Annotated in this window: 19 protein-coding genes and 1 riboswitch; of the genes, 10 read left to right on the top strand and 9 right to left on the bottom strand. The window is 51.3% G+C overall.

Annotation, left to right across the window (positions count from 1 at the left end):
- Positions 1 to 28: 28 nt before the first annotated feature.
- Both metG and FCN78_RS04935 read left to right on the top strand, forming a co-directional pair.
- Positions 29 to 2065 (top strand): methionine--tRNA ligase, encoded by a 2037-nt coding sequence (gene metG, locus FCN78_RS04940; protein WP_069361446.1) that lies wholly within the window; start codon positions 29 to 31, stop codon positions 2063 to 2065.
- A gap of 242 nt (positions 2066 to 2307) precedes the next feature.
- Positions 2308 to 3087 (top strand): hypothetical protein, encoded by a 780-nt coding sequence (locus FCN78_RS04935; RefSeq protein ID WP_069361445.1) that lies wholly within the window; start codon positions 2308 to 2310, stop codon positions 3085 to 3087.
- A gap of 60 nt (positions 3088 to 3147) precedes the next feature.
- Here the strand turns inward: FCN78_RS04935 and serS are convergent, their stop codons facing one another.
- From serS to lrp, 5 genes are all read right to left on the bottom strand, one after another.
- A complete protein-coding gene (serS, locus tag FCN78_RS04930) occupies positions 3148 to 4434 on the bottom strand; it encodes a serine--tRNA ligase (RefSeq protein ID WP_069361444.1) in 1287 nt (428 codons plus the stop codon).
- 73 nt (positions 4435 to 4507) lie between these two features.
- Entirely contained in the window at positions 4508 to 5830 is a 1323-nt protein-coding gene (locus FCN78_RS04925; RefSeq protein WP_369801937.1) for a replication-associated recombination protein A, read from the bottom strand.
- 11 nt (positions 5831 to 5841) lie between these two features.
- Positions 5842 to 6441, bottom strand: coding sequence for an outer membrane lipoprotein periplasmic chaperone LolA (gene lolA / locus FCN78_RS04920; protein ID WP_077658891.1), 600 nt, complete (start codon positions 6439 to 6441; stop codon positions 5842 to 5844).
- 46 nt (positions 6442 to 6487) lie between these two features.
- A complete protein-coding gene (locus FCN78_RS04915; protein WP_077599370.1) occupies positions 6488 to 9256 on the bottom strand; it encodes a DNA translocase FtsK in 2769 nt (922 codons plus the stop codon).
- 234 nt (positions 9257 to 9490) lie between these two features.
- Positions 9491 to 9985 carry a leucine-responsive transcriptional regulator Lrp gene (gene lrp, locus FCN78_RS04910; RefSeq protein ID WP_046073519.1) on the bottom strand — a complete coding sequence of 165 codons (495 nt, stop codon included), beginning with the start codon at positions 9983 to 9985 and terminating at the stop codon, positions 9491 to 9493.
- A 166-nt stretch (positions 9986 to 10151) separates the two neighbouring features.
- On the opposite strand from lrp, the gene ald reads away from it, so the two are divergent.
- The 7 genes from ald (at position 10152) to infA (ending at position 17714) form a co-directional block, all read left to right on the top strand.
- Positions 10152 to 11276: an alanine dehydrogenase gene (gene ald, locus FCN78_RS04905; RefSeq protein ID WP_069361442.1), complete on the top strand. Its 1125-nt coding sequence runs from the start codon at positions 10152 to 10154 to the stop codon at positions 11274 to 11276.
- 119 nt (positions 11277 to 11395) lie between these two features.
- Positions 11396 to 12358, top strand: a complete 963-nt coding sequence (gene trxB, locus FCN78_RS04900) for a thioredoxin-disulfide reductase (protein WP_077599338.1) — start codon at positions 11396 to 11398, stop codon at positions 12356 to 12358.
- Between the two features lie 77 nt (positions 12359 to 12435).
- On the top strand, positions 12436 to 14205 hold the full coding sequence (gene cydD, locus FCN78_RS04895) for a heme ABC transporter permease/ATP-binding protein CydD (RefSeq protein WP_077649044.1): 1770 nt from the start codon (positions 12436 to 12438) through the stop codon (positions 14203 to 14205).
- A complete protein-coding gene (gene cydC, locus FCN78_RS04890) occupies positions 14198 to 15916 on the top strand; it encodes a heme ABC transporter ATP-binding protein/permease CydC (RefSeq protein WP_077658862.1) in 1719 nt (572 codons plus the stop codon). Before cydD ends, cydC begins: the two co-directional genes overlap by 8 nt.
- Positions 15917 to 15930: 14 nt before the next feature.
- Positions 15931 to 16641 carry a leucyl/phenylalanyl-tRNA--protein transferase gene (aat, locus tag FCN78_RS04885; RefSeq protein WP_077658861.1) on the top strand — a complete coding sequence of 237 codons (711 nt, stop codon included), beginning with the start codon at positions 15931 to 15933 and terminating at the stop codon, positions 16639 to 16641.
- Complete coding sequence (locus tag FCN78_RS04880; protein WP_106407166.1) at positions 16641 to 17366, top strand: arginyltransferase; 726 nt, start codon at positions 16641 to 16643, stop codon at positions 17364 to 17366. Before aat ends, FCN78_RS04880 begins: the two co-directional genes overlap by 1 nt.
- A 129-nt stretch (positions 17367 to 17495) precedes the next feature.
- Complete coding sequence (gene infA, locus FCN78_RS04875) at positions 17496 to 17714, top strand: translation initiation factor IF-1 (RefSeq protein ID WP_021022425.1); 219 nt, start codon at positions 17496 to 17498, stop codon at positions 17712 to 17714.
- 61 nt (positions 17715 to 17775) lie between these two features.
- Here the strand turns inward: infA and clpA are convergent, their stop codons facing one another.
- Entirely contained in the window at positions 17776 to 20031 is a 2256-nt protein-coding gene (gene clpA / locus FCN78_RS04870) for an ATP-dependent Clp protease ATP-binding subunit ClpA (protein ID WP_069361436.1), read from the bottom strand.
- A 45-nt stretch (positions 20032 to 20076) separates the two neighbouring features.
- The gene (clpS, locus tag FCN78_RS04865; RefSeq protein ID WP_069361435.1) at positions 20077 to 20397 is read right to left on the bottom strand and encodes an ATP-dependent Clp protease adapter ClpS; all 321 of its coding nucleotides are present in this window, start codon (positions 20395 to 20397) and stop codon (positions 20077 to 20079) included.
- Between the two features lie 808 nt (positions 20398 to 21205).
- On the opposite strand from clpS, the gene cspD reads away from it, so the two are divergent.
- Complete coding sequence (cspD, locus tag FCN78_RS04860; protein ID WP_046073528.1) at positions 21206 to 21427, top strand: cold shock domain-containing protein CspD; 222 nt, start codon at positions 21206 to 21208, stop codon at positions 21425 to 21427.
- A gap of 77 nt (positions 21428 to 21504) precedes the next feature.
- Here the strand turns inward: cspD and FCN78_RS04855 are convergent, their stop codons facing one another.
- Positions 21505 to 22086 (bottom strand): thymidine kinase, encoded by a 582-nt coding sequence (locus tag FCN78_RS04855; RefSeq protein ID WP_046073529.1) that lies wholly within the window; start codon positions 22084 to 22086, stop codon positions 21505 to 21507.
- Positions 22087 to 22196: 110 nt separating this feature from the next.
- On the bottom strand, positions 22197 to 23780 hold the full coding sequence (locus tag FCN78_RS04850) for a Na+/H+ antiporter NhaC family protein (RefSeq protein ID WP_077658860.1): 1584 nt from the start codon (positions 23778 to 23780) through the stop codon (positions 22197 to 22199).
- An 88-nt stretch (positions 23781 to 23868) separates the two neighbouring features.
- Positions 23869 to 24050, bottom strand: a riboswitch (Lysine riboswitch).
- Positions 24051 to 24291 lie beyond the last annotated feature (241 nt).

The raw sequence follows: 24291 nt of genomic DNA, 5'->3' as shown, positions 1-24291 counted from the left end.
CATATCATAAGAGCGAACAAACAAGATTATGGCTGCAACCCCACGGAAAATTCTGGTGACCTGTGCGCTGCCTTATGCGAACGGCTCGATTCATTTGGGCCACATGCTCGAGCATATTCAAGCAGATGTATGGGTGCGCTATCAGCGCCTACGTGGCAACACGACTCACTTTATTTGTGCCGACGATGCCCACGGTACCCCCATTATGTTGAAAGCACAGCAAATGGGTGTCGAGCCAGAAGCCATGATCGCTGGCGTGCAACAAGAGCACCAAGCCGACTTTGATGGCTTTGATATCAGCTTCGATAATTATCACAGCACCCACAGTGATGAAAACCGCGAACTCGCCTCGTTTATCTATACCCAGCTACGCGATAACGGTTACATCACCAGTCGTACTATTTCTCAACTGTTTGATCCAGAGAAAGAAATGTTCTTGCCGGATCGCTTTGTCAAAGGCGAGTGTCCAAAATGTCACGCCGACGATCAGTACGGTGACAACTGTGATAACTGTGGTGAAACCTATACCCCGGCAGAGCTGATTAACCCTCGTTCAGCGGTGAGCGGCGCGACGCCCGTGATGCGTGACTCTGAGCACTTCTTCTTCGATTTGCCACAATTTGAACAAATGCTCAATGAGTGGACGAAATCCGGCTCACTGCAAAGTGAGATTGCTAACAAGATGAATGAGTGGTTTGAAACCGGCCTGCAGCAGTGGGATATTTCCCGCGATGCGCCCTACTTTGGTTTCGAGATCCCTGATCAGCCTGGCAAGTTTTTCTACGTTTGGCTCGATGCGCCGATTGGTTATATGGGGTCATTTAAAAACTACTGTGACAAGCGCGGCGACATCGACTTTGATGAGTATTGGAAAGCCAACAGCGATGCCGAGCTTTATCACTTTATTGGCAAAGACATTGTTTATTTCCATAGTTTGTTCTGGCCCGCCATGCTCGACGGTGCCGGTTTCCGCAAGCCAAACAACGTCTTTGTGCACGGTTATGTCACCGTCAATGGCGCGAAAATGTCCAAGTCGAAAGGGACATTCATTAAAGCAAGCACTTACTTAAAACACCTTGACCCTGAGTGCCTGCGTTACTACTACGCCGCCAAACTCAACAGCCGTATTGATGATCTCGATTTAAGCTTGGATGACTTCATCCAGCGCGTGAATACCGACATTGTCAACAAAGTGGTCAACTTAGCCTCTCGCAACGCGGGTTTCATCAGCAAACGCTTTGACGGTCAGCTATCAACCGTTTGCTCTGAGCCTGAGCTATATCAATCCTTTATCGATAAAGCCGAGCACATTGGCGAGCTCTATGAGGCCCGTGAATTCAATCGCGCCATTCGTGAGATCATTGCGCTGGCCGATAAGGCCAACCAGTACGTCGATGAGAAAGCCCCTTGGGTCATCGCCAAAGAGGAAGGGAAAGAGGCTGAGCTACAGGCTATTTGCTCAGTGGGTATTAACTTATTCCGAGTGTTGATGACTTATCTAAAACCCGTGATGCCAAAACTGGCCGAACGGGCGGAAGGCTTTTTAAACGACACCCTCACGTGGGAAAGCATTGCCACTCCACTCACTGGCCATCAGATCACCAAGTTCAAGGCGCTATTTAACCGGATTGATCCGAAAGCCGTCGATGCCATGATTGCTGATAGCAAAGAAGATGTTGCGACCGAAGAGGCGGAAAAAGCCAAAGCGCAAGGGCCTTTGGCTGATGACCCCCTCGCGGATGAAATTGAATTTGGTGACTTTGCTAAAGTGGATCTCCGTGTTGCCAAGATCCTTGAGTGCGAAGCCGTGCCAAAAGCAGATAAACTGCTCAAATTCAAGCTCGATATTGGCGGTGAAACACGTCAGGTTTTCGCTGGGATCAAATCGGCCTACAAACCGGAAGATCTGGTGGGCAAGCACACTGTGATGGTCGCCAATCTAAAACCCCGTAAGATGAAGTTTGGCATGTCAGAAGGCATGATTTTAGCGGCCGGCCCTGGTGGGAAAGAGATTTGGATCCTAGAGCCTCATGAGGGGGCCCAGCCAGGTATGCGTGTCATGTAATCTCCCTGCCTCGTCAATTTGCACAAGCAGAGAATAAAGAGCCCAGCCGGGCTCTTTTTTTGTCCAATAGGTGCCAATTCTCCGCGCCCTGCACTACAAGAGGGCAATCACTCCCTAACACGGTGCGTAAAATGCCCACCATCAGACCCCGATCAAGGCCATACAAGGCGTGATTAATCTCTCAGTTTTGGCATGCTTCATGCTCCTTCAGAGAGACACGCGAGCCATAGCAAGGAGAGCATATGGGGTGGTTAGTCATGATAGGGATTTTAGCACTCGGGATTGCTAGCGTGGTGGCGGTTATCGTGTATCGTCAACGCCCGGATTGGCGATTACATCAACTGCATGAGTTACGTGCATTACTTCAGCATGCTCGCTACCTCGCGACCCAACCGCGCGTCGATCCGCATGACTATCATCGATTGCTGGATCAAACACGCCAGTTACATCACTTGGCGCCGCATACGCAAAAGCCAATGTATCGGCTTTTTTTCCATCACCTTCACGCCTTGCCACAATACGATGATGTGACCCAGGCCAAGATGAAAAACCGCGCATTGCAACACCTCGCTTACTTGGTGGATGAAGCCATCCCGCCAGTGTTGATTGCCTATGGTGAAGACCACACCCTCGCGGCTTACCAACAAATTTGGTATGCGGTGTTAGAACTGCTGCAGGCTCGCCAACGTTTTTCCTACGCGTCAATACAATTGGAGAACGCAACGCCCAATGCACATCAGTCTCTCAGTTTACAACAACAAATACTCACCAAGCGCTTAGTACAGCTACGCGACCTTGAATTGGATGAGGCATTCAGCGATAAGGTTAATCAGGTTATCTCCCAGCTTGATGATGTACATAGCTTGTCACTCACGCACCGTCTGGCGGTGGCACAGCAAGTCAACGCCGTGATGCTTGATGCCCTCGATACCTTTCTAGCGACGCTGCTCGCGCGCTTTCCTGCACCAAAGGATGATATTTTCAATACGCTTTCTCCCATCAATGACTCACACCATCAATGATCAACCTCTAAGCCATTAAAAAGCCGGCGCAAGGCCGGCTTGATAGCAACATGATGACACTTACCCAATATGGGTTTGCCCGCCCATATAAGGGCGAAGTGCTTCAGGGATCTCAATACGGCCATCCGCTTGTTGGTAGTTTTCCAAAATAGCCACCAAGGTACGGCCTACCGCCAAGCCCGAACCATTCAAGGTGTGCAACAGTTCAGGTTTTTTCTCACCTTTACGACGGAAACGTGCCTGCATACGGCGAGCTTGGAAGTCCATGGTGTTTGAGCACGATGAAATCTCACGATAAGTGTTTTGCGCGGGCAACCAGACTTCTAGATCGTAGGTTTTCGCCGCACCAAAGCCCATGTCGCCGGTGCAGAGCAACATCTTACGATATGGCAGGTTCAGCAACTGCAATACTTTTTCTGCATCCGCAGTCAATGACTCCAGTGCTTCCATTGAGTCTTCTGGCTTAACCACCTTCACCAACTCAACTTTATCGAACTGGTGCATACGGATAAGGCCGCGCGTATCACGCCCGTATGAACCTGCTTCTGAGCGGAAGCAAGGGGTGTGTGCGGTCATGCACAGCGGAAGATCCGCTTCATCGATGATTTCATCACGTACCATGTTGGTCAGCGGCACTTCCGCGGTTGGGATCAACGACATGCCAATCCCTTCTTCCGTCGCCGGCTGGGTATGGAACAAATCTTCACCAAATTTAGGCAGCTGACCGGTGCCATAGAGGCTGTCCGCATTAACCAGATACGGTACGTACATTTCGGTGTAACCGTGCTCGTTGGTGTGCAAGTCGAGCATAAATTGCGTGAGCGCACGATGCATACGCGCCATTTGCCCTTTCATCACGATAAAGCGAGAGCCTGACAGTTTCACCGCACTGGCAAAATCAAGACCACCGGTGAGTTCGCCGAGGTCGACGTGATCTTTAACCTCGAACTCAAATTGACGGGGCTCGCCCCAGCGCGAAATTTCCTGGTTTTCAGACTCGTCTTTACCACTGGGTACTTCTTCGGCCGGTAAGTTAGGCACGCCCATCACGACATCATTCACTTTTTGCTGGAGCGCCGCGAGCTCTGTTTTCGCCGCATCCAATTCATCACCCAGGTTTGCCACTTCTTCGAGCAATGGTGCGATGTCTTCACCCTTTGCTTTAGCCTGGCCAATGGACTTCGATCGGGAATTACGCTCTGCTTGCAGTTGTTCGGTGCGAATTTGCAGGGATTTACGTTGTTCCTCGAGTTCACGCATAGCGTCAACATCAAGCGTAAAGCCACGACGAGCGAGTTGTTGAGCGGTTTGTTCCAGCTCAGTTCGAAGTAATTTGGAATCCAGCATGCTAATCCTGTGCTTTCGGGTTATTGACTGTAAATTGACGAAGTTAAACCTTACCCAAAAAGGGTAAACTTGCCTAGCGCTTTTGCGGGCTTTTTATATCCTGCTCTGCGAGAAAGGCGAGCTTTTCGGCGATTTTAATTTCTAGCCCACGATTGACGGGCTGATAGTAACGCGCCTCGCCAAGCTCCGGGGGGAGATAGCGCTCTCCCGCGGCATAGGCATTAGGTTCATCGTGGGCATAGCGATAGCCGTCTCCGTGTCCCATTTGCTCCATCAATGCCGTTGGTGCATTACGAAGGTGCATAGGAACAGGCGCATTAGCGGTGTCTTTGGCATCACGCAAGGCTTGTTTCCACGCGGTATAAACCGCGTTGCTTTTAGGCGCACTGGCCAAATACACCGCGGCTTGAGCAATGGCGCGCTCACCCTCTGCAGGCCCCACGCGGGTAAAGCAGTCCCAGGCGTTAAGCGCGACCTGCATCGCGCGCGGATCGGCATTACCGACATCCTCTGAAGCGATCGCAAGTAGTCGCCTGGCGACATAGAGCGGATCGCCCCCTGCACTGACAATCCGTGCGTACCAATACAATGCTCCGTCGGGGCTCGAGCCACGTACCGATTTGTGAAACGCAGAAATCAAGTCATACCACGCATCACCTTGTTTATCGAATTGCGCCACTTTTTCACCGGCCACGTCTTTCAGCATCGACATCGTGATTTGGCCATCGGCCATGTCTGCCAACATTTCCAATAGGTTTAATGCCATACGTGCATCACCACTGCATGCTGCCGTTAATGCTGCTTTCACGCCGTTATCAAAGGCCAAAGACTGCTTACCGAGCCCTCGCTGCGCGTCGGCGAGTGCTTGATCAATCACCGCTTCCAAATCGCTCTCATCAAGGCTGGTTAAACGGTACACACGGGCGCGCGATAGCAGAGCGTTATTAAGCTCAAATGAGGGGTTTTCCGTGGTGGCACCAATAAACGTCACCGTCCCCGCTTCCACATGGGGTAAAAACGCATCTTGCTGGCTTTTGTTAAAGCGGTGCACTTCATCGACAAACAAAACAGTACGAATGCCGGCTTGCTTGTTTTGCTCTGCGCGCCCAATCGCCTCTCGGATCTCTTTGACGCCAGATGTCACGGCCGAGATCTGTTCCAGCTCTGCGTTGGCTTGGCGCGCGGCAATATCGGCGAGCGTGGTTTTACCGGTCCCCGGAGGCCCCCAGAAAATCATCGAATGGAGGGAGCCCGACTCAATCGCCCGGCGAAGCGGTTTACCCTCGGCGAGCAGATGGCGCTGCCCGATGTACTGGTCAAGCGTGAGTGGCCGCATACGTGCGGCCAGTGGGCGAAAATCGTCTGCAAAGTCAAGCGGTAAGGTCGCCACAGTCACCTCCGAGGCAATTATCTTGGTTGGCGCTGATCGTCGACCATCACTGAGTCGGGTGGCGTAAACGAAAACAGGTCCGACGCCGGTGTTTGTCGACTAAACTGGCTCAGCGTAAACTGGCTCTGTTGCCCATCTTGCTCAACCACGGTAAAACCGTTCAAGGTACCATCCGGCTTCACCGTGACCTCAAATTCGCCAATCGTGCCTGTGGTATTTGGCGTTAAGGTAAAGGTGTCAGCCTCTTGGGTGATTTGATACGCCTGCCAATCACTGGGCTGATTGCGCGTTAGCAATACAAACGGCGTCTGTGCCGTGGCATCCTCCAGCCACATCGCCGTCACTTGCTCAACAAAGGGGCTGTAGTACCAGAGCGTCTCGCCATCGGAAATCATGATAGTTTCGTCGGGTGAGGTTGTGGTCCAGTTAAACAAATTTGGCCGCTCAATGGCGAGCCGTCCTTTTGCTTGATGAATCACCTCTCCTTCTGGGCTGTGCACTGTTTGCGAAAACTGCGCACTGAATGCGTCAACCTGACTCAAGCGTTCCATCAGGTGTTGTTGCGCCGGCGTTTTCGCCTGCACCGATAATGCAAAAAATAGCGATATCACCACCATTAGGTGGCGGATAGCAGAGAGTCGAGTCATGAAACCTTCCATTCGATCAATCTTTGGGTGGTGGTGGCGCGATAACTTCGCGATTACCGTTATGGCCTGGTGAGCTTACGACACCATGTGCTTCCAGTTGTTCCACAATCCGCGCCGCCCGGTTGTAGCCAATTTTAAACCGGCGCTGGACGCCAGAGACAGAGCCTCGGCGGCTTTCGGTGACAAATTCAACCACTTGGTCAAAAAGCTGGTCCAGCTCCTCACCCTCTCCGCCTGAGGGCGCTTCACCCGGCAACAAGCTATCAGAGCCTTGCTCCCCTTTGGTTATTTCGTCTAGGTACTGTGGCTTACCACGTGCTTTCCAGTTGTTCACCACGCGATGAACCTCTTCATCACTGACAAAAGCGCCATGTACACGGATGGGGTGGTTGGAGCCATTAGGCATAAACAGCATATCACCCATCCCCAGTAACGACTCTGCTCCCCCTTGGTCGAGGATAGTGCGTGAATCTGTCTTAGTAGACACCGTAAACGCCATCCGCGTTGGAATGTTGGCTTTGATTAAGCCTGTAATCACATCCACTGATGGACGCTGGGTGGCAAGCACTAGATGAATCCCAGCTGCCCGCGCTTTTTGTGCTAGTCGCGCGATCAACTCTTCCACTTTTTTGCCCACCACCATCATCAGATCGGAGAATTCATCCACGACCACCACAATATAAGGTAGCTTTTCCAGCTTAGGCGCTGACTCATCCATCGAGTCACCTGGCTTCCAAAGCGGATCGGGAATGGGGTTATTCGCGGCTTCCGCGGCTTTTACTTTTTCGTTAAAGCCTTTTAGGTTCCGTACTCCAAGCGCCGACATCAGCTTGTAACGACGTTCCATCTCACCCACACACCAACGCAGAGCATTCCCCGCATCTTTCATGTCAGTCACCACCTCAGTCAACAGGTGTGGGATCCCCTCGTATACCGAAAGCTCGAGCATTTTCGGATCGATCATGATAAAGCGCACATCTTCCGGTGAGGCTTTATACAACATACTTACCAGCATCACGTTGACGCCCACCGACTTACCCGAGCCTGTGGTACCCGCCACCAGCATGTGTGGCGCTTTACCCAAATCAGTGATAATCGCCTCACCCGCGATATCATTCCCCAGCACCACCGAAATCGGCGAGTGGCTGTTCTTAAACCGCTCACTACCAATCACTTCCGACATAAACACCGTCTCCCGGTGCTCATTAGGCAGCTCAAGGCCAATGTAGGGTTTTCCTGGTATCACTTCGACCACACGCACTGCCGTGGTCGACAAAGCACGCGCCAAGTCTTTAGATAAGCCAGAAATGCGTGAAACTTTAACCCCAGGCGCAAGATCGAGCTCAAAACGGGTGATCACCGGGCCTGGATATACGCCCACTACGCGCGCCTGAACTTTAAAGTCTTCCAGTCGTGCTTCGACCAGGCGAGCAATCTTCTCGAGCTCTTCACGCGTCGCCTGCTCTGCGGTATGGCGAGCGGGGTCAAGCAGATCGAGGGTCGGGAAAGGTTCTTTCGGCGTGGGTAAATCCGGCTCATCTTTGACTAGGAACGGATGATCCAGTCCAGCCGCCTGCTGCTGATTTTTTTGCGCTTGGCGAATGGTTTCCTGAAACGGGTCGTCATCCTCATCCGCGCCACTGCTCGCTTGTTCTGCACGCTCAAGCTCGGACAGCCCATCTTGATTGCCATAAGTTGTGTCGGCGTGATGCTGACTCGGTGCGATTGGTGCACTGTGCAGATCATCAGATGGTGTCTCTTCGCCCGTTTCAATAGAGGGAGCAGTTCCAGTATCAAGATGTGGCGTGTCCACCTCAACGCGCGAAGACAATACAGGCGCAGCTTCTTCATGCTCCTCCTCGTGCTCGATAGCAAGGTGCCACTGCCCCAATGAGGGTTCCTCGGGTTGCGCATCATCGCTATCGGTAGCGCCCTGATCATCGGCAACATCCGAGTCTGTTGCCGAACGCGCTTGTCCACCAAAGATAATAGGCGACGCTGCCTTGTTCTGTGCCTGCTCATCGTTGGCGGAATTCTCCGCCTTCTCCGGCGCTGACGGCGTCAGGCGGCGTAGGTCACTAAGTTCCATCGGCTCAGACGCATTGGCTGCGGTGCTCTGTGTGTCGGTGTCTGGAACGCCTAACTCGGTAGGCGCGTCACCGCGAATCCGATTGACCGCCCAGGTGACGCCTTTTAGTGTCATGGCACCGAGATTATCAACAATGGTCAACCAAGAAATGCCTGTAAAGAGCGTAAAGCCGGCCGCCCAGCCAAACAGCATCACCAAGGTCGTCCCTAATACGTTAAATAGCGGCAGCGCCAAACTGTTGGTGACATCCCCCATTACACCACCAGAGGAAAAATGCCAAAAATCGTCAAAATTCAAATCGGCCAACGAACAGCTGGTTAAAAACAGGATAAACAGTCCCAAGATACGCGCGCCGATAATGGTATAATTGATGGGTTCATCGTCGCTGCGGCGACGCAAGAACACCCACCCCCCGAGAATCGCCGCTGGTGGCAGCGGATACGCTAAGATACCAAACGAAAAGAAGAGACTATCGGCGAGCCACGCGCCCATGGCACCTGCTGCATTGTGGACATCACCATGCCAAGCGGTTTGCGACCAGGATGGGTCGGCCGGATTAAAAGACAATAGGGCGACCATGGTGAACACGGCTGCCGCGAGTACCAAAATAAACCCACACTCTTTTAATCGCTGAACGCCATCTAAACGCGCTTTAGCACGAGCCGCTTTGGGCTCCCGACGTAAAGAAAACTCCATCATCACCTGTTTAATACTGTTCGTGAACCGCATTCCTCATCCTACTCTGAGGCTTGCTTATGTTGCCCTGACTTTATCACATTCATGCCGTGAGGGCAGGCATGATGCCTGCCTACGCCAAATCTTTACCGAGATATCACACAATCTTGTGCTATCCGCACAAAAAATAAGCCGAGCATGACGCTCGGCTTCAGTCTCGACAAGTGGTGCGTCGCACCCCATTTTATCACCTGGCTAACGGGTATGGATAACCAGATGATTACTCTGTTTCACCTCTTCCATCACCACATACGTGCGAGTGTCATTCACACCGGGTAAACGCAGCAAGGTTTCACCCAATAACTTGCGATAAGCTGACATATCCGCTACTCGTGTTTTAAGCAGGTAGTCAAAATCCCCTGACACCAACGAGCACTCTTGAATATCCTCAAGCGTTTGCACGGCTTTATTAAATTGCTCGAACACATCAGGCGCACCGCGGTTGAGTGTGATTTCGACAAACACCAACAGTGATGCATCCAAATACTGGGGGTTAAGCAGTGCTGTATAGCCAAGGATATAACCTTGACGCTCAAGACGTCGTACACGTTCTAGACAGGGGGTAGGAGAAAGACCAACACGTTTTGATAACTCAACGTTAGAGACTCGCCCATCCTTTTGAAGCTCGTTCAGGATGTTGCGGTCAATGCGGTCCAATTCCTTGGAGGGCTTTTTTTTGGTATCTACCATTTTTTATTCCACCTTGTTACTTCCTTGCAAAAAGATATACCAAATTAAATAACATCTAAATGATCTTTAGCATCAAATACTGGTTTATTGCCTTTATACTAGCCTGAAAATTGACAATATCAATAAAAAGCCAGCCGATAACACTGAATAAACACGAGGTGACAGCATGATCATTGGCGTTCCAAAAGAAATCAAAAACCATGAGTACCGCGTTGGTATGGTACCCGCGAGTGTTCGCGAGCTTATTTCTCACGGCCACTCTGTTTACATCGAGACCAACGCAGGTAATGGTATTGGTTTCTCTGACGACGACTATAAAGCCGCCGGCGCGTCTATCCTTCCCACTGCTGCTGACGTTTTTGCGAAAGCAGAAATGATCGTCAAGGTAAAAGAGCCACAAGCCGTTGAGCGTGCGATGCTCCGCGAAGGACAGATTTTGTTCACCTATTTGCATCTTGCACCAGATTTTCCGCAAACAGAAGACTTAATTAAAAGTAAAGCCATCTGTATTGCCTACGAAACGGTAACAGATTCTAAAGGTCGATTGCCACTCCTTGCGCCTATGTCTGAGGTCGCTGGCCGCATGTCTATTCAAGCAGGTGCACAAGCGCTAGAAAAATCACACGGCGGTTCGGGCATGTTGCTCAGCGGTGTGCCCGGGGTTGAGCCTGCGAAAATCGTGGTACTCGGCGGTGGTGTTGTCGGCTCGAACGCCGCTCGTATGGCCGTTGGTCTGCGTGCTGACGTCACGATTCTCGACAAAAATGTCGATACCTTACGTCGCCTCGATGAAGAGTTCCAAGGACGTGCCAAAGTGGTCTACTCCACAGAAGAAACCCTAGAGCAGCACGTATTGAACGCCGATCTGGTTGTCGGTGCGGTACTGATCCCAGGTGCGGCCGCCCCCAAACTGGTTAACGAAGACCACATTAAACGTATGAAGCCCGGCGCAGCGGTTGTGGATGTGGCTATTGATCAAGGCGGCTGTTTCGCGACCTCACACGCGACCACTCATGCGGATCCCACCTATATCGTCGATGATGTCGTTCACTACTGTGTCGCCAACATGCCTGGCGCGGTGGCCCGCACGTCTACCGTCGCATTGAACAACGCCACACTGCCTTATATCGTCAAACTGGCGAATAAAGGCTATCGCGATGCCTTGGTAGAAGATGCGCACCTACGCAACGGTCTGAATGTGATTGGCGGTCAAGTGACCATCAAAGAGGTCGCAGAAGGCTTTGAGTTGCCGTATGTTGATGCCATGGACGCGCTAAAGGCCGCGCATTAATCGGCCACACCAATCATAGAAATCGAGGGCACCATCACGGTGCCCTTTCTTTACCTTTCTAATTTACCTACAATCAGTCCATTCAAAAAACGAACCTCTTTTCCTGCTCGGAGACGTGAATGAGTAACATTAAGCATGCGAACCTGTTGATCCTGGGTTCAGGCCCGGCTGGCTATACCGCCGCTGTTTACGCCGCGCGCGCTAACTTAAACCCCGTGATGGTGACCGGAATGCAACAAGGTGGCCAGCTGACCACCACCACGGATGTTGAAAACTGGCCTGGCGATCCTGAGGGACTGACAGGGCCGGCCTTGATGGATCGTATGAAAGCCCATGCGGAAAAGTTCGAGACTGAGATTATCTTTGATCACATTAACGAAGTGGACTTATCCTCTCGTCCGTTCCGCTTAAAAGGCGATAATGGTGAGTTCAGCTGTGATGCATTGGTTATCTCTACCGGTGCCTCTGCGCAATATCTTGGCCTTCCATCTGAAGAAGCCTTTAAAGGACGCGGTGTCTCAGCCTGCGCCACCTGTGATGGGTTTTTCTATCGCAACCAAAAAGTCGCGGTGATCGGGGGTGGTAACACCGCGGTCGAAGAGGCCTTGTACCTATCAAATATTGCCTCAGAAGTGCATGTTGTTCATCGTCGCGACACCTTCCGTGCCGAGAAAATCCTCGTTGACCGCATGATGGATAAAGTGAAGAACGGTAATATCGTGCTACACACTAATCGCGTGCTCGATGAAGTACTAGGCGATGAAATGGGTGTGACCCAAGCACGCTTGAAAGACACCCAAAGTGATGAAACCGAAACACTGGATGTGATGGGTGTGTTTGTTGCAATTGGCCATAAACCTAATACCGATATTTTTGCGGGTCAATTAGAGATGGAAAATGGCTACATCAAGGTCGAGTCGGGCCTCAATGGCAATGCCACTCAAACCAGCGTTGAAGGTGTGTTTGCTGCCGGTGATGTGATGGATCATGTTTATCGCCAAGCGATAACCTCTGCAGGCACCGGCTGTATGGCCGCATTAGATGCCGAGCGCTATCTCGACGCTCTGGCGAATAATCAGTAAGCCCACGCTCTCATGCAGGCCGCCATTCGGTGGCCTGCCCAGCCTATTTGTAGGCTCTCATAAAACAATAAGACGATATGGATAAATCTAAACAGCGGGCGCTAACCCAATGGCTCAAGTCGCAGAGCTCGTTAGCCAAACCCTGGTTAGTTGCGACGATTAGTATTGCACTCCTCTCCGGTGTGCTTTTGATTGCCCAAGCAGCACTTCTCGCCCACCTGCTGCACCAATTGATTATTGAACAAACGGATAAATTCACCCTACTCCCCAGTTTTCTGGCGTTAGCTGGCGTCGTATTAGCACGTGCAGCATGCAGCTGGGCCAAAGAGCAAACGGGCTACCGCTGTGGTGAAGTGATTCGCCAACATATTCGTCATTTAATCCTGAATCGCCTCGAGGCGTTGGGGCCGGTGAGCATTCAAGGACGCCCAGCAGGTAGCTGGGCGAGCCTGATTTTAGAGCAAGTAGAGGAGTTACAAGACTTTTTTGCCCGTTATTTGCCGCAAATGGCCATCGCCGTGCTGATCCCCTTGGTGATCTTGGTTGCCGTTTTCCCAATCAATTGGGCGTCGGGCGTGATCTTTTTAGTCACCGCGCCGCTGGTCCCCTTTTTCATGGCCTTAGTTGGCATTAAAGCCGCTGATGCCAACCGGAAAAACTTTAAGGCACTGCAACGTTTATCCGGTTACTTCTACGACCGCTTACGTGGACTGCCCACTCTCAAGCTGTTTAATCGCGTTGAGGCGGAGGCCGAGCAGCTTCATCTCGCATCACACACATTTCGCCAACGAACAATGGAAGTGCTGCGCCTGGCCTTTTTATCATCGGCCGTGCTGGAATTTTTCACCGCCATTTCCATTGCCGTTGTCGCCGTCTATTTTGGGTTTAGCTTTATTGGTGAGCTTGATTTTGGTCACTATGGTGCCTCTATTTCGCTGTTTACCGGTTTATTCGTCTTAGTGCTGGCCCCCGAGTTTTATCAGCCATTGCGCGATCTCGGCACCTTTTATCACGCTAAGGCACAAGCAATTGGGGCGGCCGAGTCGATCGTGGAATTTCTCGATGCCCAGCCAGATACCGGCACCCAAGGTGAAGCCACGCCTGATTTATCCACCGTTACTATCATCGCGCACGACCTGGAGGTACTCAGTCCCGACGGTCACGTATTGGCAGGGCCAATGTGCTTTTCTATCCAACCCGGTGAACAGGTTGCGCTTGTTGGCGTCAGTGGCGCGGGCAAATCTAGCCTTCTTAACGCTCTGCTTGGTTTTCTGCCCTACCGTGGTAGCCTCACCATTAATGGCTATGAACGCAGTGAACTTGATTTAACGCATTGGCGTCAGTCGATAAGCTGGGTCGGGCAAAACCCACAACTGTTCCATGGCAGTATTCGCGACAATATCGCCCTCGCTAACCCTGAGGCAACGCCTGAGACCATCAACCAAGTGATGACCCAAGCGTACGTGGATGAGTTCGTGATGCGGCTGACCGATGGCTTGGCGCATCCTGTCGGTGACCGAAATGGCGGGTTATCAGTGGGTCAAGCTCAGCGTATTGCGGTCGCGCGAGCGCTATTACAAGATGGTGCGCTCTGGGTACTGGATGAGCCAACCGCAAGCCTAGACGCACATAGCGAAAACCGCGTGCTAGAAACCTTGAGTGCGGCAACCCAAGCCAAAACCTGTGTCCAGGTGTCGCACCGTTTAGACTCGCTCACCCACAGTGACCAAGTCTGGGTGATGATGGACGGAAAGTTAGTACAACAAGGCCCCTATCATACTCTCGCTGAAACCGGCCCGCTGGCTGAGATGCTGGCTTCCGCCGATAGGAGAAATCTCGATGCGTGAACTACTGCCCTATCTCCGCCTCTATAAGCGCCACTGGTTCGGTTTGAGTCTAGGTATGGTGCTGGCGTTTGCTACCTTGTTTGCCGCCATTGGCCTACTCACCCTCTCCGGTTGGTTTATTGCCGCTGCGGCTGTCGCCGGCCTGGCGAGCCTTGCCACCTTTAATTACATGCTGCCCGCCGCCGGTGTGCGTGGCTTTTCCATTGGTCGTACCTTCGGCCGTTGGGCTGAACGTGTGGTCAGCCACAATGCCACCTTCAAACTATTGGCCGATTTACGCGTATCATTTTTTCGTAAACTCGCCCCATTAGTTCCTGGTCAAGGGCTGAATATGCGTGATGGCGACTTACTTAATCGCATGGTCGCCGATGTCGATGCCATGGACCACGTTTATCTGCGCCTAGTCAGCCCGATGGTGGTTGGTATCGTGGGCATCCTGGCGGTAAGTTTCTTCCTGGGTTGGTTTGACCCAATGCTTGGCATGGCGCTTGGACTGATCTTGCTCGGGTTACTGATTGGGCTGCCGATCCTTTTTTATCGCTTGGGTAATGATCAAGGCCGTGCACAGTTGGAACAAAATGCAGCCACGCGCATCGCATTGCTTGATTGGTTACAAGGCCACGCCGAGCTGGCTTTATTTGGCGCACGTGACCGCTATCGCGCCCGCATCGATGACAGCGAGCAAGCCATGCTGCACGCACAAGCCAATATGGCGCGCATCACCGGATTAGCCAATGCTGTGCTCGTCGCAGCCACAGGGCTAACACTGGTGGCGATGATTTGGCTGGCGGCAGATGGTGTCGGTGATCATAGGCCTGGCCCCCTGATTGCTATGGTGGCCTTTACGACCATGGCCAGTTTTGAGTTGATGATGCCGATCACTGCCGCCTTCCAATACCTCGGCAAAACGCTTACCGCCGCGAAACGACTGAATGCGATCACGGAGCGCGCGCCCAGTGTCCCCTTCCCCTCACAAGGACATACTGGCCCCGCTGTCGGCGATATTAGCTTTGATAATGTCAGTTACCAATACCCAGGCGCAGCACAAGACGCGGTTTCAAACATCTCTCTTCGCATCACACCAGGACAAACACTCGCCCTGTTAGGAAGAACGGGATGTGGCAAATCAACCTTATTGAGCTTGCTTACCCGTGCGTGGGATCCCACGCAAGGTCAAATCACCCTTGATGAGGTGCCGCTCTCGCAATGGCAAGAAACCGCGCTGCGTGACGCCATGTCTGTGGTGACGCAAAGTGTTGATCTGTTCAATGGCACACTGCGCGACAACCTCACCCTGGCTTGCCCAGAGGCATCAGACGATGCCCTCGCCACTGTCTTGCTGCGCGTTGGCTTGGGTGGACTGTTAGAGGGTCAAGGACTCGATGCGTGGCTGGGCGATGGCGGACGACAGCTTTCAGGCGGCGAGCGCCGCCGCTTGGGGATTGCTCGTGGCCTCTTGCACCCTGCGCCGATTATGTTACTTGATGAGCCAACCGAAGGCCTAGATGTGCAAACCGAGGCGGAGATCCTATCCTTACTGCAAGACCATTGTCAGGATAAAACCGTGGTGATCATTACCCATCGATTGGCTGGTTTGGCACATATGGACACTGTGTGTTTAATGGATGCTGGCCGCATTATTGAGCAAGGCACACATCAAGACTTGCTGGCACGTAACGGTCGCTATGCGCAACTCATGAACCGCTTGTAACGAGAGCGTGTGATATGACCCTTTTTTTACCGCCTTTAGCGCAAGATGACTTTCGCTTTCCGCCCGTGAGCGAAGCGCTCTCTCACCCCGATGGCCTGCTCGCCATTGGGGGAGAGCTATCACCTGCGCGGCTAATGTCGGCTTATCGCAGTGGTATTTTCCCCTGGTTTGGCGAAGATGATCCTTTATTGTGGTGGTCGCCAAGTGAACGGGCTGTGATTCAGCCCGCTGATTTTCATGCCAGTCGCAGTTTGCGTAAAGCCGCCAAAAAGTCTGCGTATACCATCACGCTCAATCGCGCATTCGAGACGGTGATTGCTACCTGTGCGGCCATTCGTGGGCCTGAGCAGACCTGGATTACCGATGAGATGCAAGTTGCCTACTGCCAGCTTCATCAGCAAGGGGATGCTCACAGTGTCGAGGTGTGGGACGGCGCAAAGCTTGTCGGCGGGCTTTACGGTGTCTGCGTGGGCCGCGTATTCTGTGGTGAATCCATGTTTTCCAAAGCCACCAATGCCTCTAAATTTGCACTTTGGCAATTCAGTCAATATTTTGCGCAGCAGGGTGGCCGTTATATTGACTGCCAAATGATGACGCCACATTTAGCCTCTTTGGGTGCCAAACCTTGGACCCGAGACGCGTTTATCACCGCGTTGCAAGCACACCGTGACCAGCCCATTATCCAGAGCAGCCAACCGCAGCAGATCGCAGATTGGAGAGCATAATGAGTGTGGGAATCCAAGTTGGCGTCACGCCTGCAGCATCTTGCCAATACTTGCCTGATCAGCAAGAGCAACTGGCGGTGGTAATGTCGGCGGATTACCACACGCCCGAGAAATATGCCGCTCTATTAGCGGCTGGCTTTCGTCGTAGTGGCAACCTTATTTACCGGCCGCACTGCCCACAATGTCAGGCTTGCCAAGCGATTCGGATTGATGTGAACCAATATCAACCCTCAAAAAGCCAAAAGCGTCATCGCAGCCAGCTCAATCGCTTGGAGGTTAAAGTGCGTGATCAGCTTGATGCTAACTGGTTTGCGCTCTTTCAACGGTATATCGCCGCTCGCCATGCCGATGGCAATATGTATCCAGCCAAGCGTCAAGCGTTTCTCGACTTTATCGGTAGTGACTGGTTATCCCCGCGCTTTATCCATTTGTATCAACGCGATCATCACCAACTCACGCTGGTTGCCATCGCCGTAACTGATGTCGTCGACGACGGGTTAAGTGCACTTTATACGTTTTTCGAGCCAGAGCACCGCTTCTCACTCGGACGCGTCAGTATTCAAGCACAACTACAACTGGCGAACTCACTCGAATTACCTTGGCTCTATTTGGGCTATCAAATCGATGCCTGCTCAGCAATGCGCTACAAAGCAGACTATTATCCACATCAACGCTTTATCAACCAGCAATGGCGGGCGTTTTCCTGGCCGGTTATTCCACAATAGTGGCTATTTTTTCTAGCAAGGAGCGCCCCAACAGGGTAAAATTCGCACCCGAACTTTACAGACTTTCAGAATAGAGGCATTATCTGTCGGTCAAAAAATTGGCTACCAGAAGAGGCCTAAGAGGATTCAATGGCAAAAGAAGACGTAATTGAAATGCAAGGCACCGTACTCGATACGTTGCCTAATACTATGTTCCGCGTAGAACTAGAAAACGGTCACGTGGTGACTGCCCACATTTCAGGCAAGATGCGTAAGCACTACATCCGCATCCTGACCGGCGACAAAGTCACGGTTGAAATGACCCCTTACGATTTGTCCAAAGGTCGCATCGTTTTCCGTTCGCGTTAATCCTCCGAACGCGATCAAAAAACCCGGCAGCGATGCCGGGTTTTGCTTTTTCTCGAACCGATTAAGCCGGCTCCATTTGATCACTGAATTGGAAGTCCAATCGGTTATCTTTCAATACCACACGAACTGTCCCCCCGTTAACCAGACAGCCAAACAGCAGCTCGTTAGCCAGTGGCTTTTTCAAGTTATCTTGGATAACACGTCCCATCGGCCGTGCGCCCATTGCCTTGTCATAGCCTTCTTCCGCTAGCCAGCGCTTAGCCTCTGACGTCACCTCAAGCGACACCCCTTTGGCGTCCAGTTGGGCTTGTAGCTCAACAATGAACTTATCTACCACTTGCAAGATAACCTGTTCGTCCAAGTGGTTAAACCAAATGATGTTGTCCAAGCGGTTACGGAACTCTGGCGAGAACACCTTTTTAATTTCCGACATCGCATCATGACTGTGATCTTGCTGAATCAAGCCAATAGACTTACGCACCGTCTCGGCGACGCCGGCGTTAGTGGTCATCACCAAGATGACATTTCGGAAATCGGCTTTGCGCCCGTTATTGTCAGTCAGAGTGCCATTGTCCATTACTTGCAAGAGCAAGTTAAACACGTCTGGGTGCGCTTTCTCGATTTCATCAAGCAGCACCACACTGTATGGGTGTTTAATCACCGCATCAGTCAGCAACCCACCCTGATCGTACCCCACATAACCTGGGGGCGCGCCAATCAAGCGACTCACTGTGTGACGCTCCATGTACTCCGACATATCAAAGCGCTGCAGCTCAATGCCCATGGCGCGAGCCAATTGTACCGTGACCTCGGTTTTACCAACCCCGGTAGGTCCGGCAAACAAGAACGAGCCGACCGGTTTGTTCTCATCGCCCAAGCCTGCGCGGCTCAGCTTGATCGCTTCAGACAGCGCCGTGATGGCAGTATCTTGACCAAACACCAGCATTTTGAGCTTGTCATCCAGTGATTGCAGCACGTCTTTATCGGACGACGAGAGCGACTTCTCAGGAATACGGGCCATTTTCGCAATCATACTCTCAACGTCAGGGACATTGACCGTCTTCTTGCGTTTGCTGGCTGGCGCCATCCGGCACCGCGCCCCCGCCTCATCGATCACATCGATCGCTTTATCTGGCAAATGACGCTCATTAATGTATTTTGCCGACAGCTCGACCGCGGCACGAATCGCCTTGTTGGTGTAACGCACTTCGTGGTGAGCCTCATATTTCGGCTTCAGACCCATCAAAATCTTGGTGGTGTCATCAATAGAGGGCTCAATCACATCGATTTTCTGAAAACGGCGCGCCAGTGCCCGCTCTTTTTCGAAGATAGAACCATACTCTTGGTAGGTCGTCGAGCCAATACAGCGTAACTTTCCGCTACTCAATAGCGGCTTAATCAAGTTTGCGGCATCGACTTGGCCACCACTCGCCGCACCAGCGCCAATGATGGTGTGGATCTCATCGATAAAGAGTACCGCGTGATCCTCTTTTTCGAGTTGCTTTAAGATCGATTTAAAGCGCTTTTCAAAGTCGCCACGGTATTTGGTGCCCGCGAGTAAAGAGCCAATATCGAGCGAATAAATCACGCAATCTTTGATCACATCTGGCACTTGCCCTTCAACAATGCGCCACGCGAGTCCTTCCGCAATCGCTGTTTTACCGACCCCGGCTTCGCCAACCAACAGGGGGTTATTCTTGCGACGGCGACACAATACCTGGATGGTGCGTTCAAGCTCTTTATCACGACCGATTAGTGGATCAATACCGCCAACACGTGCGAGCTGATTGAGGTTGGTTGCGAAGTTCTCCAAACGATCTTCACCCGGCTCCGCACCAGCCTCATCAGCCCCCATGTCACTACTGGGTAGATCGTCGCCTTCATCTTTCGTGGTGCCATGAGAGATATAGTTGACCACGTCAAGGCGACTCACGTCGTTCTTTTTAAGCAGATAAGCGGCGTGGGATTCTTGTTCGCTAAAGATCGCCACCAATACGTTCGCACCGCTTACTTCGCTACGACCGGATGACTGCACATGAAAAACAGCTCGTTGGAGTACGCGCTGGAAACTCAGCGTTGGCTGCGTCTCTCGCGACTCATCGTCCGCAGGGATTAGCGGTGTGGTTTGCTCAATAAACGCATCAAGTTCTTTGCGCAGCGCCTCCAAATCTGCACGGCACGCGACCAGCGCATCGTGCGCGGCCGCATTATCGATCAACGCGAGAAGCAGGTGCTCCACCGTCATGAATTCGTGGCGTTTTTCACGCGCTCGTGCAAACGCGCCATTCAAACTGGCTTCAAGTTCTTTGTTAAGCATAAAGGCACCTCCCTCAAAAACCGCGCTAAAGCGTGATGGAGCCGGCTAAGCTTTCTCCATCGTGCACAGTAGCGGATGGCCATGCTCTTTGGCATACATCATTACCTGTGCCACTTTCGTTTCAGCAACCTCGGCGGTAAATACGCCACAGACCGCTTTTCCTTCATAGTGCACCGTCAGCATGACTTGCGTCGCTTTGTCCACATCCATGGCAAAAAACGTCTGGAGCACATCGATCACAAACTCCATCGGAGTGTAGTCATCATTATTTAGCACCACCTTGTACATTGATGGTGGTTGCAACTTTGTTTTTTCTGACGCTTCGGCCTCCGCGTCAGGCAAACCCCACTGGTTCCAATTACTCATAACTCATTCAATGCATTGTTAGGGTGTCTCGGTAAAAGATGTGGCGGGGCACTACTGCCATCCACGTTTCCCGTCCACCTATACTTAAAGTTAAGCCACAGATTGTATTCCAGCAACCTTTTCATTGCGAACATCGTTTGCCTGAGCAATTGTTAATCACCGTATTACACACTAGTCTCTCGCGCAGAATTTCGTTCACTGAGTACGACAAAAACCTACCATTCGTGCCTGCACTAGAATGCATAAAAATTAAGGCATACCGACTAACGACAAGCCAGTTAGCGGATCGCATCAAGCGTGATAGGTGAGCATAGACACACACCTCTCTCGACTCGAGAATATTCACTTCATTTTCATTTTTAAGCAGGCAGACTGCGTGAATCATGCCAATAGCGCTCACACTAATCCATACACTTAAGGGGGAAAAGAGCCAGTTATTAGAATAAAAAGTAATAGTTACGGCCTGTTATCGCGTATCTATCACTGCAATCACACTTTTTTAATAGCGAAAACATCCGGAGAAAACCCTAAAAAACTATGCAACTAAGATGTCTGTTTCTGAATGAATAATTGCCACTTCCTCACACTTTTTCGATTTGATATTACATTACTGTTATAAGTTATACCCCACACTTGACTGCCTAAAAGTATCTACTAAAGTGAAACATGTGGTCGATAAACTCACCATATCACTTCTGTTTATTGGCACGGGCGAGGGTGCGACAGTACCGCGCTGGTCAAATTGACGAGGTGAAATGAACGCGTTTATCACAGGTATGCAAAGTTTGATGCAAGAAGGATGTGTCGCATGGAAACTGGTACAGTAAAATGGTTTAACAATGCAAAAGGATTTGGCTTTATTTGTCCGGTAGAAGGGGAAGGCGATGTGTTTGCCCACTACTCTACCATCCAGATGGACGGATATAAGACATTAAAGGCGGGACAAACCGTCAACTATGAGGTTCAGGAAGGACCCAAAGGCTACCATGCCAGTGAAATTGTGCCAGTCGATCAAGAAGCGGCGAAATAGCGCTGAATCCGGTCGGCCAAATAGAAAAGGCGAGCTTACGGCTCGCCTTTGTTGTTCTTTACCGCACTCAATCCTGTCTAGAGTAAGCCGAGCATCTGTTTGTAATGTCGGCGACACACAGAGACATACCGTTCATTGCCTCCAATCACCACCTGATCACCATCGGCAATGGCATTGCCTTCGCTATCCTGGCGAATGACTCGACTCGCTTTACGCCCACAATGACACACGGTTTTCAGTTCAACGAGCTTATCGGCCCACGCCAGCAAGTATTGTGACCCTTCAAACAGCTCACCACGAAAATCTGTTCTTAATCCGTAGCACAATACGGGGATCCGCAGCTTATCCACCACATCAGTCAACTCGAGCACTTGCTGTTTGGTTAAAAATTGGCTCTCATCAATCAATAAACAGTCAACTTTCTCTTGCGCCAAGATGGTCGCGACGTGCTCGAACAGCGACGTTTGATTGTCATACAGGTGAGCATCAGCTTCTAAGCCAATTCGCGAACTGATTTTTCCAACCCCATAGCGGTTATCAATCGCGGCGGTAAAAAGTAGAGGCTGCATACCGCGCTCTTGGTAGTTAAAGGCCGATTGTAACAAGGTGGTCGACTTACCCGCGTTCATTGCCGAATAATAAAAGTATAACTGAGCCATAACTGTCTCTACACGTAATGCCCATTGTGGGCGAGCTGGATTAAATAAACAGGCATGCTACCGCACTAGCAGAAAAAGAAAAGCCCCGCCAAGACGACGGGGCTAGATTATTAACCCATCAATTTACACGGGCGCTTTTTAAGCCACATTAACCCAGCACATAGTGCAACGAACGCAAACACGGACGCCACCAATGACCAGAAAAGTGACGCGGTAAAGCCTAACACCACGAAGCCGACGGTTGAGACAGTCGCCCCACCAATGGCATAAGGGAGCTGAGTCGCGACGTGGTCAATATGTCCACACCGTGCCCCTGTTGAAGACAAGATAGTGGTATCAGAAATCGGTGAGCAATGATCGCCAAATACCGCCCCTGCCAATACTGCTGAGAGCATAGGTAGCATCAGTGCAATGTCTGTCGCCGCGGCAAGATCGCCCGCGATAGGAAGCATAATACCGAACGTCCCCCACGACGTCCCTGTGGCAAAGGCCATCACTGCCGCCAACAAGAAGAGCACTACAGGCAAGAGTTGCGCCGGTAAGTTCCCCTCCACTAAGGACGACAAATATTGACCTGTTTGTAGGTCGCCAATAATATGACCAATCGACCAAGCAAATAACAGAATGAGGATAGCGCCAAACATAGACTTTGCGCCCACCCAAAGGGTTTTCGCAATATCTGATACCGCTATACCTTGTTTCGCTGTCATCACCAAGGATACGGCTAAACCCGCGAGTCCACCCCATAGCAATGACATCCCGACATCGGTATTTTCAAACGCCCCGAGCAGAGAAAAGGATTGATCTTCGGCTGCCAATGCCAACCCGCCGGTATATAACATTGCACCCACCGTCGCCACGACGAGTACAATAATGGGAGCGACCAAATCAGCCACGCTGCCTTTATCACTTTCCTCAATCCCGAGGTCGTCGCAAATATCAGCGCAGTTTTCACTTTCATCGCCCAGTCGGCTGCCTTTTTTCGCCTGATATTCAAACTGACGCATCGGGCCAATATCCAGTTGAAACCAAACCACCGCAAACACTAACAGCAAGGCAAAAATGGCATAAAAGTTCATTGGGATCATGGTGACAAATGCCCCTAGCGCCGTGTAATCTGTGACGCCATGTGCCACCAAAATAGAGCCAATCACGGTAATGATATAAGCCCCCCAGCTTGATGCCGGCGTGATCACACACATGGGGGCGGCCGTGGAATCAAGAATGTAAGCCAGTTTCGCTCGAGAGACGTGAAACCTGTCTGTGACGGGGCGAGAGACGGCCCCCACCGCTAAGCTGTTGAAATAATCATCAACAAAGATAAATACGCCGAGAAACGCCGCGAGCAGTTTCGCCCCACGTTTACTCTTGATCCGGCTTTGCGCCCAATTGGCAAACGCGCGGGTACCTCCAGAAAGAGACAGAAGCGCGGTGATCATCCCAAGTAAAATAAGAAACGCGAGAATACTTAAGTTCCAACTATTTAAGCCTCCATCAGCGATAAATAGCCCAGTAATCACCTCAAGCAGGTACTGTCCGGAAGAGAGGATAGAAAAATCGGTCAGTAATACCGTACCCAGTACGATTCCCATACCCAAGGACAATAAAACCCGTCGTGTAGCAATCGCGAGGCCCAGAGCCAATAAAGGGGGAAGCAGTGATAAAGCGGATGAAGAAAAATCTGTTAAATTCATGATCTCAGTGTCAACCAGGTGGTTGGAGATCTACTGCAGAAATGAAGACGGTAAGGCGTGGTATCACACGGCAAACAGCTTGCCTCCTACATACAGTAGCGCTCCATAGTGTATTTCCAAGTACTATGGCAGTGCTGCCCCTATTCGGTAACAGCCCCAGCTCAATCGGTGTGATGACCTGATTGGCTTCGGCGTTGCTTCCTTTTATGCACTCTCATCGGAATCACCCTCTTGCGCACGACTGATAAACAACGCACCTCTACGTTAAGCGTGGTGCATTCTACACAACGTGCTTACCATCGCAACTCTTTATGGTTGAAAAAGCATCGATTAAACCCCAGCTTACGCGATACCAATAAAATACGTCTCATCTTCTATTTTTTTAGACATTCGCTTCAAAAAGACAATAGAATTAAAGTCAAATTTGCAGTTAACTTGCAATTAATGCGCAATATGACGTATTAATATAGGCCATATTGTATATTTCAATTATACTGCTATCATTCTTTCA

Source organism: Salinivibrio kushneri, from assembly GCF_005280275.1.
Classification (GTDB): Bacteria; Pseudomonadota; Gammaproteobacteria; order Enterobacterales; family Vibrionaceae; genus Salinivibrio; species Salinivibrio kushneri.
Note: the sequence above shows the minus strand (reverse complement) of the source record. Positions and strands in the feature narration are given on the sequence as shown.